Below are 13,705 nucleotides of genomic sequence, written 5' to 3'. Positions count from 1 at the left end.
CACAGCAGATCCGGGCTTTAGCCCAATCATTTCCAGCAAGTCTTTTTACAGTGAATTCAAAAATATTCATCCCAATTTGGAGGACAGGACTCCAATTTGGGATGATTTTTTAGGCTTGTTTTATTAAGCCCTATCGAACCAAAATCACTTTATGGTACTCACGATTAGCTCCCCAACTGATCTCCACGGTATAAATGCCGGCAGCTTTGGTTCTCAAAATTTCGGAAAGCTGAAGGCTCAGTTCCTTACTTGATGTGCCTTCGATCACTTCAAACACACCGGTTGCAGAAATCACCCTGACTGTAATTTCCTCATTATCGTACGCTCCGGTATCGATCATTTCCAGATGGGTCGGATTCCCGGTAGTCGGATTCGGATAGACTCTCCAATAAGTAGTTCCAGCCATCGCCTCGACTTGGATAGCCTTGGTATCGCTGTACGTAAAATCCCCGTCAAAGTCAATCTGCTTCAGTCGGTAGAAGATTGTTCCACCTGCCAATGGAAGTTTCATATCCTGATAGACATATTCCACTGCCTGATCGGAATAGCCGGCACCCTGCACCTGTCCGATAGTTTCCCAAGACTTGACATCATTGACAGATCGCTCGATTTCGAATCGGTCATTTTCCCATTCATTTGCCGTCTCCCATGTCAGGTCACCCGAACGGAAGATCGGATTATACTTGGCATTAAAGAACAAGAACTCTATAGGAAGGATACGGAAGTTGGGATAACGGATATAGATTACCCCAGGGAAGCCAGAAGCACCCCCAATTCTACCTGCACCACCGCCTGAACCATAAGTTGTTGGGGATTGTCCTACTCCGTTATTGGTTGCACTGCCTCCTGCAAAATAATCCACCCCGGCTATGGTGTAAGGATTTCCACCTTCTCCTGCCACATTGGTGATTGCTCCGGAAGATGTGCCTCCTCCTCCTGCGCCGTAATATATATTCTCACCGGAAATAGTCCTAGCCACCCCGATTCCTCCTGATCCTCCGGTCATTACTCCTGTATAGCCTGCAGCTCCGCCTGATCCGGCTGCCCCACCACCGCCGCCGCCGCCGGTACCTGAAGTTTCTCCGTATCCGGTTCCTCCAATGGAGCCGGTACTTCCTGCACCACCAGCGGATTCATCCGTTCCGAAGGCCGCGCCACCACCGCCGGAGGCCCCAGATGCACCTTGTCTTATCGAAGCAGATGAATTGGTAGATCCACCTCCTCCGCCTCCATCGGCGCTAAAATTAGTGAATGTTCCCCCTGAATGGTTAAACGCAGGTCCTGTCATAGAGGAAGACTGCCCATTTCCTCCTTTGTTTGCTGAAGTTGTTGCTCCCAAACCTAAACCACCCGGCGTGATAGTGAAGGATGCGCCTTGTAGACCCGGTAATCCACTCATGGTGATTCCAGTGTATTGTTCATAGATAACGGCACCGCCGCCGCCGCCGCCAGCAGCTTCACCATAGCCACCGCCACCGCCACCGCCTACGACAAGCACTTCAAATTCGTCTAATCCATCAGGTGCGCTCCAAGTCCATCCAGAACAATCTCCCGTCACCCGGATCACCGTGTACCCTTCGGAATCGGTGTATTGGTAGACATCTCCTGGAGAACTACAAGGAGGAGGTGGAGAACAGTCGTAAGTGAAAACTATTCTGCCATTCGGGCCAATCGCAGAGACAATGTAATCCGCGGGAGATGCAGTAGCCACGGGGGATTCGGTGGCAAAGATTGTATTCCCTGCAACTCCTATATTGATGACACCACCTGGTATCACAGGCATTGTTTGGGAATCGGATGGGGAGTTATCTCCATAAGCCGTTACTGTAATTTCAAAAACATCAGCAGGCACAAAGAAGGCTTCACCCACGCCAGTCTGGAGATATTCAGAGCTACAGCCAAACCCATAAATTGCCGTATTGTTATTTGGTGGGAAGTATGGGCACGGATCGGCTGGATTAGGTATAATTCTTTGAATAGAATTGATAGTCAGGACTGTAGTTCCCTCATTAGAATAGAGTGGAGATGTCAAGGTAAATTGACCGGATGTGGATACCACAACGGTAGTGAGGACATTGTTTGCTCCACCATTTACTCCATTGGTGCTGTAGCGAATCTCATAAGTTCCCGGAGTCATATTTGGGCTATATACCGTAAATGTGGAACTTCCAGGTAAAGAAGTCGGATTGACTACATCAATATTGGTGATAGGGTAACTTGGATTATCCACTGTGATTGTGCCTGTGGCATTTACCGACCCGCAACCACCTGTCAACAGAATACTGTAAGGGAATACGCCTTGCTCTACGGGAATTCCCATGATAGTGATAGTATTGCCTGACCAAGTCGCAGATATTCCAAGAGGTAATCCATTGGCACCAGATACACCATCGTTGGCGATTCCTGTGGCACCTGTAGTGGTGTGGATAATTGTTGAAATCCCAACGCCGACACACAGACTTGGGTTGGGTGTTACAGGAGTTACGGTGTTAGTTGGGGTTATAGTTACTTCAACCGGAGTTGTTGGTGCTGATTCGCAAGCCACGCTGTTGAGGGTAGAAATTGTAACTCTACGGTATTGGGTGGTAGCTATTAATCCAGATGGAGGAATGTAGGTAGCTCCATCGGCGCCAGAGATTGCCGTCCAGCTGCTGAATGGACCTACCGCACTTTCCCAACGGTAAGTGATCGTTCCATCACCCGTTCCATCTATGGTGCTGGTAAATGCTGCCGGGTCCTCACCAGAACAAATGGTTTGGGCTGCTGCAATCACTCCTGCAGTGGGGGTGGATTGTACAGTAACCTGAATTGGGTTAGTGGGAATAGATTCACAAAGTATTCCATTGGTAGTAGAAATTGTAACTCTTCGGTATTGAGTGGTAGCTATTAATCCCGATGGAGGATTGTAGGTACCACCATCTGCGCCGGAGATTGCAGTCCAGCTGCTGAATGGGCTGACCGCACTTTCCCAGCGGTAGGTAATTGTTCCGGATCCTGTACCGAAGGTTGCATTGGTAAGGTTGGCAGGGTCACCTCCGCTACAAATGGTCTGTGCACCGGCGATTACTCCTGGCGTTGGCACTGCCTGAACTGTAACCTGTACAGGTTCTGTAGGAATGGATTGACAAACTACCGTACCAGAAGTGGCTATGGTTGTTCTTCTAAATTGAGTTGTGGTTATCAATCCTGCTGGTATATCGTAAGTAGCCCCCGTTTCCCCTGAAATTGTTGTCCAGTTTGGAGTGGTCAGATTGGTATTAGATTCCCATAGGTAATCAATTAACCCGGCTCCAGTTCCGTTAGTGCTACTAACAATTGTTACCGGGTCACCACCGCTACAAATAACCTGATCAGCCGAAATAATACCAGAAGTAGGAGTACTGAGAACTGTAATGGTTCCCGTGACGGTTGCAGGTGAACAATTTCCAGTATTGGTAACAGTGTAGGTAAAGGTCCCTGAGGCTGTCGGTGTACCTGTGAAACGAAGGGTAACACCATTCCAAGAGGTAGTCACCCCTGATGGTAATCCGGAAACGGTAGGACCTGCTATGCTACTACGGGCGGCGTAAGTGATATCATCTATTGGAAAATTTTGACAGACTGTTTGATTATCTGAATCTACGGGAGAAGTCAGCTCAATAAATGTTGAGAACGTGCCAAAGGAGATATCGTCGATTGCAAAGTCATTTCCTCCAAGTGCAGGCTCTAGGTTTACTATTTGGACAGTAATAGGACCGCTTACACTTCCTGAATTCCAGGTGCCATTAAACCGCTGCCAACCATTGTTTGTATTATCGTTTACTCCGGAAAGTAAATTTGCGATTGTTCCCACCTGCGCCCCATTCACTTGAAACCGTAATCTTGCAAAAGGGCCAACAGCATTGACACTCATTGCCCATGCAGAGAAATAGTATTCTGTGTTTGGTTTTACAGTGATGGTTTTCTCCCAAATCCTTAACGCTCCACCTTTGCCATTAACGATCATCATATTTCGTGGACCCACCACATTATTAGTGTGGTCTTGTCCAAAAAATAGGGTGTGAACATTCTGACCATTTGTGGTAATGCTGTAACCTCTGGTTCCATCGTCTTGAATCAGTTCATCATTTACACCAGTAAGATCCTCCAGATACATGTAATCTGTTGCAAATCCGGTAATTCCTGCAGGATCCACGGTATTGCCAGCTGTGAAACTGCCATTTATGACCAGTTCTTCGGCAACGCTTATGGAACCTATACCTACACACGATGCACCTGATGTGGCTGTTACCACATAAGTTCCGGCGATGTCAACATCAATGGTTTGAGTTGTTTGGACAGGGTAGGTATTCCAAGACCATGTGACACCAGAAACACTGGAATTTGCTGTTAAACGAACCTTTCCGGCGACCACACAATAGTCAGCTTGGATGGAGACGACGGGGGTTGGATTGACTGTGATGGTGAATGTTTGAGGGGTACCTGAACAGCCATTGGCTACTGGGGTCACGGTTATTGTAGAAGTAACTGGGCTACTTCCTGTATTTAAGGTTGTGAATGCAGGGATATCTCCAGATCCCGAAGCTGCTGCTAATCCGATAGAAGTGTTACTGTTTGTCCAATTGTATACTACACCCGAAACCCCATTTCCTGTGAAGTTCACTGCTGCGGTTGAAGTACCGGAGCATAGAGTTTGATCGGCTGGGTCTATTACAGTAGGAATAGGATTGACATTTACTTGAACTTCAAAGGAAGCCCCAGGACAAGTTCCATTTCTGGGAGTAACGGTGTAGATAACGGTTTGAACCGATGTGGTAATGTTTGTTAGGGTTTGCGAAATAGAGGGTTGGGGAGTGGTTTGATCAGTTTCTCCACCCACATTTCCATTGTTTGCTACCGTCCAAGTGTAGGTAGTGCCTGTTGGAACTAAACCATTTGTACCATTTACGGGCGAGATGTCAAAGGTTTGGCCACTGCAAATGGATGTTGTGATTGGAGAAGGTGAAATGGCTGGTCTTGGGTTAACCAGGACGGTGTAGTTTGTAGTAGGGCCGGGACAGCCATTGAAGCTAGGCGTGATGGAATAGGTCACAGTACCCTGGGTGTTGGCTGTGGTTGAGATGGTTTGTACCGGTATGGTATTGGTGCCACTGGCGGTAAATCCGGTGACTCCGGCAGTTGCAGTTGCGGTCCAAGTGAAGCTAGCACCGGGCACTGCAGAGGTGAGAGTGACGGCGGTAGTGCTTGCACCCGAGCAAATGGTTTGAGTGAGCGAAGGGTTGCTTACCGTTGGAATTGGGTTGACCAGTACGGTATAGTTTGTAATAGGTCCGGGACAGCCATTGAAGCTAGGCGTGATGGCATAGGTAACCGTACCTTGAGTGGTGCCTGTAGTTGAGATATTTTGTACCGGTATGGTATTGGTACCACTGGCGGTAAATCCGGTGACTCCGGCAGTTGCAGTTGCGGTCCAGGTGAAGGTAGCACCGGGCACTGCAGAGGTAAGTGTGACGGCGGTTGTGGTTTCACCCGAGCAGATGATCTGAGTAAGTGAAGCGTTGGTTACCGTTGGTCTTGGATTGACCAGGACGGTGTAGTTTGTAGTAGGGCCGGGACAGCCATTGAAACTAGGCGTGATGGCATAGGTAACCGTACCCTGATCGGTACCAGTGGTAGAGATGGTTTGTACCGGTATGGTATTGGTACCGCTGGCGGTAAATCCGGTGACTCCGGCAGTTGCAGTTGCCGTCCAGGTGAAGGTAGCCCCAGGCACTGAAGGAGTGAGTGTGACGGCGGTTGTGGTTTCGCCCGAGCAGATGGTCTGAGTGAGTGAAGCGTTGGTTACCGTTGGTTTTGGATTGACCAGGACGGTATAGTTTGTAGTAGGGCCGGGACAGCCATTGAAGCTAGGCGTGATGGCATAGGTGACCGAACCTTGATCGGTACCTGTGGTTGCGATGGTTTGTACCGGGATGGTATTGGTACCACTGGCGGTAAATCCGGTGACTCCGGCAGTTGCAGTTGCCGTCCAGGCGAAGGTAGTCCCGGGCACTGCAGAGGTGAGTGTGACGGCAGTTGTGGTTTCGCCCGAGCAGATGGTCTGAGTCAGCGAAGGGTTGCTTACCGTTGGAATTGGGTTGACCAGGACGGTATAGTTTGTAGTAGGGCCGGGACAGCCGTTGAAGCTAGGCGTGATGGCATAGGTAACCGTACCTTGATCGGTACCTGTGGTTGAGATGGTTTGTGCCGGTATGGTATTGGTGCCACTGGCGGTAAATCCGGTGACTCCGGCAGTTGCAGTTGTCGTCCAGGCGAAGGTAGCACCAGGCACGGAAGAAGTAAGCGTTACGGCGGTAGTGCTTGCACCCGAGCAAATGGTTTGAGTGAGTGAAGCGTTGGTTACCGTTGGTTTTGGATTGATCAGTACGGTATAGTTTGTAGTAGGTCCGGAACAGCCGTTGAAGCTAGGAGTGATCGCGTAGGTCACCGTACCTTGAGTGGTGACTGTGGTAGAGATGGTTTGTACCGGTATGGTATTGGTACCACTGGCAGTAAATCCGGTAACTCCGGCTGTTGCAGTTGCGGTCCAAGTGAAGGTAGCACCGGGCACTGCAGAGGTAAGTGTGACGGCGGTTGTGGCTTCACCCGAGCAGATGGTTTGAGTGAGCGAGGCATTGGTTACCGTTGGTCTTGGATTGACCAGGACGGTGTAGTTTGTAGTAGGGCCGGGACAGCCATTGAAACTAGGCGTGATGGCATAGGTAACCGTACCCTGATCGGTACCAGTGGTAGAGATGGTTTGTACCGGTATGGTATTGGTACCGCTGGCGGTAAATCCGGTGACTCCGGCAGTTGCAGTTGCCGTCCAGGTGAAGGTAGCCCCAGGCACTGAAGGAGTGAGTGTGACGGCGGTTGTGGTTTCGCCCGAGCAGATGGTCTGAGTGAGTGAAGCGTTGGTTACCGTTGGTTTTGGATTGACCAGGACGGTATAGTTTGTAGTAGGGCCGGGACAGCCATTGAAGCTAGGCGTGATGGCATAGGTGACCGTACCCTGATCGGTACCTGTGGTTGCGATGGTTTGTACCGGGATGGTATTGGTACCACTGGCGGTAAATCCGGTGACTCCGGCAGTTGCGGTTGCGGTCCAGGTGAAGGTAGCACCGGGCACTGCAGAGGTGAGTGTTACAGCGGTTGTGGTTTCACCCGAGCAGATGGTCTGAGTGAGCGTGGCATTGGTTACCGTTGGAATTGGGTCTACAGTAATGGTACCTGTGGCGTACTGATTGGTGCATGCACCAATCAATTGAATGGAATAATTAAAAGGACTTCCCGCAGTGGAGGTCGGGGTTCCGGAAATAGTGATGGCATTTGCTGCCCATGTTGCCGTTACTCCCGGAGGCAATCCTGTAATTGTTCCAATTCCTGTGGTCCCGGTGGTACTATGTGTGATTACTGGATTTAAAGCGGTGTTTAAGCAAACAGTTTGATCTGGTGCCGCAGAAGTGGACCCTGTAATTGTAAATGCACCTGATACTTGAGATGGTACAGTTCCGCAATCACTTTTTGCCTCCACATAGTAATAAATAGGTCCAAAAACTGTGTTTGGAGGAGTAAAGCTTCCACTGGTTTCTCCTGCGATAAGTGTTCCACCCGAGTTACTTGGGGTGGTGTTACTGTACCACCTATAGGTTAGGTTTGGCCCTGTCGCAACAGCGGAAATGGGTGTAAATGAACCTCCAGGGCAGATGGTTTGCGGAGTGTTAGTCAGGTTTGTAGTAAACTGTGTGTCAGGAGGAGAAACGGTGTACTTGCCTGAGACATTTGAAGTAACGGTGCCACAAGTGCCAGTAACAACAGTATAGTAATAGGCCTCTCCTTCGGGTGTGGAGGGAGGAGTAAAGTTTGCCGATGTTGCGCCTGAAATAAGCGTTCCGCCGGAATTGATGTTCGTGGTATTGCTGTACCACTGATAGGTTAGGTTTGCCCCTGTAGCCGTGACAGAAATCGGGGCAAAGCCGTCACCAAAACAAACCTCATAATTTAATGTACTTGGTTGGTCCGTCAGATTGGTCAGAGGATTCACTGTCACTGTGACTGTAAATGATGATCCCACGCAACTTCCTGATGTAGGGATGACAGAATAGGTGGCAGTTTGTTGTGAGGTAGTTGGGTTATTCAGTGTTCCTGTGATGCTCGTCCCGCTTCCCGATGCTCCTCCGGTCATTCCCCCTGTCACATTGACCAAAGTCCAAGAATAAGTAGTTCCCGTAGGGACGATTCCATTTGTGCCATTTGCAGGTGTTACAGTGAAAGGATCACCGTTGCAGACTGCGGAAGTCATGGAGGTGACGGCAGGAGCAGGATTTACGGTGACTGTAAGGGTAAATGGAGTTCCCGCACAACCTCCGACACTTGGGATAACGGAATAGGTCGCAGTTTGGGCGGTATTGGTTGGATTTGTCAGCGTCCCGGTGATGTTGCTTCCGCTGCCGGGACCCGCTCCGGTAATTCCTCCGGTGACACTCTGCACGGTCCAGGAGTAGGAGGTACCTGCTGGAACAATTCCATTGGTACCGTTAGCTGGACTGGCAGTAAAGAGTTCTCCGCTACAGACTGATTCAGCCATGGCAGTGACGGCAGGAGCAGGATTTACGGTGACTGTAAGGGTAAATGGAGTTCCCGCACAACCTCCGACACTTGGGATAACGGAATAGGTCGCAGTTTGGGCGGTATTGGTTGGATTTGTCAGCGTCCCGGTGATGTTGCTTCCGCTGCCGGGACCCGCTCCGGTAATTCCTCCGGTGACACTCTGCACAGTCCAGGAGTAGGAGGTACCTGCTGGAACAATTCCATTGGTACCGTTAGCTGGACTGGCAGTAAAGAGTTCTCCGCTACAGACTGATTCAGCCATGGCAGTGACGGCAGGAGCAGGATTTACGGTGACTGTAAGGGTAAATGGAGTTCCCGCACAACCTCCGACACTTGGGATAACGGAATAGGTCGCAGTTTGGGCGGTATTGGTTGGATTTGTCAGCGTCCCGTTGATGTTGCTTCCGCTGCCGGGACCCGCTCCGGTAATTCCTCCGGTGACACTCACCACGGACCAGGAGTAGGAGGTACCTGCAGGGACAATTCCATTGGTACCGTTGACTGGGCTGACAGTAAAGAGTTCCCCGCTACATACTGAGGCTGTCATTGGGGTAATGGACGGTCTTGGTAAAACCTCTACATCAATTGTGAAGGAATTGCCAATGCAGCTTCCGGCAGCTCCAGAAGTTGGTATTACAGTATAGGTTACTGTTTGTATTGTATTGCTAGTATTGGTTAGGATTTGAGAAATTAAAGGTTGAGGCCCTCCCTGATTGGATTCACCGGTCACATTTGGGTTATCGGCTACTGTCCAAGTGTAAGTAGTCCCAGCAGGGACGATTGTAGCGGCAGAGGGAGATCCATTGATCGGGCCTACAGTAAAAGGAGCTTCGCTACATATTTGGACGGTTTGATTTGGGATTACCGGGGTAGGTCGAACTTCCACGGTCACTGTAAAAGGAGTTCCTTGACAGGACCCAGCCGCTCCTGATTTCGGAGTAACACTGTAAGTTACCGTTTGTACGGTATTGCTGATATTGGTTAAGGTTTGAGAAATGGAAGGTTGAGGTCCTCCCTGATCAGCTTCTCCGGTAACATTAGGATTATCGGCTACAGTCCAAGTATAAGTCGTCCCTGCAGGCACGATGGTAGCGGCAGTGGGAGATCCATTGATCGGCAGTAAAGTAAAAAGCTCTCCGCTACATATTTGGATGGTTTGATTCGGGATTACAGGAGTAGGGTTGACCGTTACTACTACATCGAATGGATCACCATCACAGGTCCCAACCCTAGGAGTCACGCTGTATGTAGCGGTCCTAGGAGTATTGGTTGGATTGACTAGGGTTCCTGTTATGCCCGTTGCAAAAGTTCCTGTCCCGGCGGCCCCTCCTGTAATACCTCCCGTAACTACCGGTGCGGACCAGCTATAGGTAGTGGTTGCGAGCACTACTCCATCAGTTCCGTTTGCTGGTATGGCAGAGAAGGGAGAACCACTGCAAACCGTTCTGGTCATGTCATTGATGATCGAACTTTGATCTAACGTAATGATTCCTATTGCATTGATTGCTCCACATCCCCCAGTCAATGGAATAGAATAACTGAATGGACTTCCCATGGTGGTGGTAGGAGTGCCTGAAATGGTGATGGTCCCAGCAACGGAATTCCCAACAAAAATTGCTGTAAGTCCCGGAGGCAGATTAACAGGAGTTCCTATGTTTGTAGCCCCCGTAGTGGTAAACAGAATGGGAGTTATGGGAGCATTGACACATCCGCTATAATTTGGGCTTGTTGTTGCTGTTTCTGTATTATTTGAGGGTACCGTAACAATAATTGTAGGTGAGTTAACACCTGCACAACTTCCTTCTGAAATTACCGCTCTGAAATAAGTTGTGGCAGTCACCGCCCCAGCTTCAGCAGGGAGCAAAGAAAATGAGTTGGTTCCAACGTTTGTAGGGGAAGAGAATCCGGGATTAGTTGCCCTTTGCCATTGGATAGTTCCTGTAGCAGAAAAAATATCCATTTTTTCAGGAAGGCTTCCACTACAAACGGTCTGATTGGGTGATATACCATCTACCCCAATAACCCGTACAGTTTTGCTTGCACTTGTCGGAGGGCAGCTACCCCCTGAAGCGGTAAGCGTAAGCGTAGCGACCCCTTCATAGGTGGCCGGCGGAGTCCAAGTGGCGTTTAAGGTGGTGGCATTAGGTACAAAAGTCCCTCCAACACCGCCATCATCCCATGTTCCTAATGTAGCGGTTCCTCCAATAGATCCACCAAGGCCCGCAAGAGATCCACCTTGACAAACAGTTTGATTGGATCCTGCGTTGGCAGTTGGGCCATTGACAATGGTGATATTGGGTGAAGTGAAAACGGAGTTCCCAGACGTATTTCCAAACCAAAAATTTCCTTCATTTACCAAATCAAAAATAATGTTGTTGGTACCTGCAGCCAATGGAGTGGTATACCCAGCTCCTACATTGTTTGATGCGGTTAAGGTAAGAGTATAGGGTTGAGTTAGACCCGTAGCTAAATTTTCAGCATCTGTCCTGATATAATAGTCCAGCCAATTTGGATTATTAGAATTCCATTTCACACCCACATTTATATCAGGACCTGAGTTTGTCCATGTCGCAGATCCAATGTTTTGGATGGTTACGGTTACATCTCTTGTTTCTCCGGCACACCAAGTGGAAGACCCGAAGTCTGCTGATATAAATCTGGATTTGTAAGCGACATTGGGAACTATCTCTCCATCAGGAAGAATAATCGCACCAGGGCTATATCCTGTAAAGGTTATTTGAGCCAATTGAGCAGGCGTTAGTCCTGTATTATTGTTCCCAACAAAAATTTTCCCACTGTTATTTAATCCTGTCCAACCGGTAATATTCAAAGTTCTCCCTGAGGTCCAAGCCACTCCGTTACTCGCAGCGAAATTTAGGGTGTGACTGCCAGTGCCCAAGGCCATTGTTGAATTGGTAGTGCCAGCAAGGCCTAAGGTCCCGGCAGTATCCGAGAATCCAGCCGTAGCACCAGTTCTGATGATACCTCCGGCTAAAACAACCGGCGACGCATCAGGTAAGCCACCGGTTGCACCTAATTGAAGTGTTCCTAAGCTTATGGTGGTTGAACCTGTAAATGTATTTACTCCTGAAAGCGTTAACGTACCTGTTCCGGTTTTTGTGATTCCACCTGTTCCACTGATCACTCCCGCATAGGTAGTACTTGAATTATTATTACCTAAAGTCAAAGTGCCTGTTCCTAGAGTTACGTTCCCACCGGTAGCACCTCCTCCAGCCAAGGACCCAATGGTGTTATTATTTCCATTAAGGTCCAATATTGCTCCTGCAGTATTGGCTAAAGTTACGGCTGAGTTTACACCAAAAGCCTGTGGACCTGCACCAGCTCTTAAAGTACCATTGTTAACAATTGTTGCTCCAGTATAGGTATTGGCCCCGGATAAAGTAAAAGTGCCCGCTCCGTCTTTTGTTAAGTTAAAGGCGCCACTTATTATAGACGAAACAGTAAGATCAACAGCAGGAGTACTATCATCCGCAACAGTAAAAGTTCGGTTTCCGCCCAATGCCAATGGTGCTGAAATTGTAGCTCCGCTAGTGCCTGTATTGGCATCGTTTACAGTGACATTACCATTTAGAGTAAGGGTACCGGTACCGGTAATGGAAGATCCTGTTGTTGCACCCCCTTCTAGGACCAGACTTGTAGGAGATCCTAGGTTGAAGGTGCTTAATGCCAGGGTAGTTCCCGCCCTGACGGTGACAGTACCGTTTGCGGTAGTATTTGCGGCGAGGGTTTTGGTTCCGTTACCAGAGGTGATTAAGTTATTATAGCCGTAATTCCCAATTGTTTGATTGGAACTTGTCCCTCCTGCTCCATTTCCATAATATTCAACTGTACCTGTGAAGGGGATTAAACTACCGCCACTAATGCCATTTCCTAATCTTAACAATCCAGCACCTGAAAAACGAATTGCATTTCTTGCGGCAGCTCCATTCATAGCTAGGTTGCCAATAACTGTAACCGTTCCTGTTGAAATCCTAATTTCATTATCTCGATTGTCATTTGTTGTAGTTGCCAGCGACATCGATCCGCACGTTAAACTTCCAGCACCAACATCAATAATTTTAGTTATGTTATTAGCAGTACCAGCCTCAACAGTAACAGCACCTGTTACTGTTAAAGAAAAACCACCAAATGTTAAAGAACTATTATTTGCTCCCGTAGCAATGGTAAGTGCCCCAATATTATTTGCTGGTGATACGTTCAAGGTAACCGTATGTCCATTCTGGATGGTTACAATACCTGGAACTGCATTCTGTCCCGGGTATCCTTGGCCTGCTGTTGGAACTACCCAAGCAGTTCCATTATATCTTTCCCATGTATTTAACACAGTCCAATTTTGCCCAGTTACCCTGGATCTATAATCCCCGGCAGTCTGACCATATACAGACTGAATTCCCAAAAAGAAAAGAATCAACAAAAGGAATTTGAACAGTGCTTTTTTCGTAGGGTTAACCTTGGTTTTTGAATTGGCTTGCTCAGCAAACAAAGTGGCCCCATTCCTCCTGTTTTCAGGAGGTGTGGTACAAAATCGATGCTGTTTAAAAGCTTTCATAGGTTGGGAAAAAAATGGTAAATGACCCCAGAAGCCCAATTGGCAGTCACGCCAGGTGAAGAAATTGCACTATTTTCATGTTTTTCCGAAATTGATCCAGAGATACTACCTAGGTTTGTGAATTCTAGGATTGAATTAAGATCATAAGTTATTGTTCTTTCATTCATTTCTACTTCCCAACCTACTTCAGTAATTGAAGGTCCTCCTTTTGGAAAAGCCAAGGTGCTTGGATAAGATAATAAGACACCGGTTTGACACTGCCCAATCACCTCTCCCGACCCCATAAAAAGGCAAAACCCCAAAATCAAGCTCAGTCCCGCAGATAGGCGGGAAATCTTAAAAAGAGCTTTAATCAACTGGGAAAAGGTCTTCACGGGTAAGTGGCGTATTCTAATGGACTGAAAATGAGTATAAATATAGATAATATAATTATTTCAAATAAATAAAAGTGCATTTTGACTTATATATTATTCGTTTCAAAGTCCAATTATCGCAATTGGAGGTTAT

General features: G+C 48.2%; 3 protein-coding genes. 1 reads left to right on the top strand and 2 read right to left on the bottom strand.

Annotated elements, in window-relative coordinates; all coding sequences use genetic code 11:
* Positions 1 to 130: 130 nt before the first annotated feature.
* Entirely contained in the window at positions 131 to 12,580 is a 12,450-nt protein-coding gene (locus B0E43_RS06685; RefSeq protein WP_168171904.1) for a PKD-like domain-containing protein, read from the bottom strand.
* 7 nt (positions 12,581 to 12,587) lie between these two features.
* Here B0E43_RS06685 and B0E43_RS22915 point away from each other — a divergent pair, with 7 nt between their 5' ends.
* Complete coding sequence (locus B0E43_RS22915) at positions 12,588 to 13,007, top strand: hypothetical protein (RefSeq protein WP_168171903.1); 420 nt, start codon at positions 12,588 to 12,590, stop codon at positions 13,005 to 13,007.
* Positions 13,008 to 13,194: 187 nt separating this feature from the next.
* On the opposite strand, the gene B0E43_RS06680 is transcribed toward B0E43_RS22915, so the two are convergent.
* Complete coding sequence (locus B0E43_RS06680; RefSeq protein WP_139352683.1) at positions 13,195 to 13,554, bottom strand: hypothetical protein; 360 nt, start codon at positions 13,552 to 13,554, stop codon at positions 13,195 to 13,197.
* Positions 13,555 to 13,705 lie beyond the last annotated feature (151 nt).

Origin of the sequence: Algoriphagus sp. A40 (assembly GCF_002002735.1) — a bacterium.
Taxonomy (GTDB): domain Bacteria; phylum Bacteroidota; class Bacteroidia; order Cytophagales; family Cyclobacteriaceae; genus Algoriphagus.
Note: the sequence above shows the minus strand (reverse complement) of the source record. Positions and strands in the feature narration are given on the sequence as shown.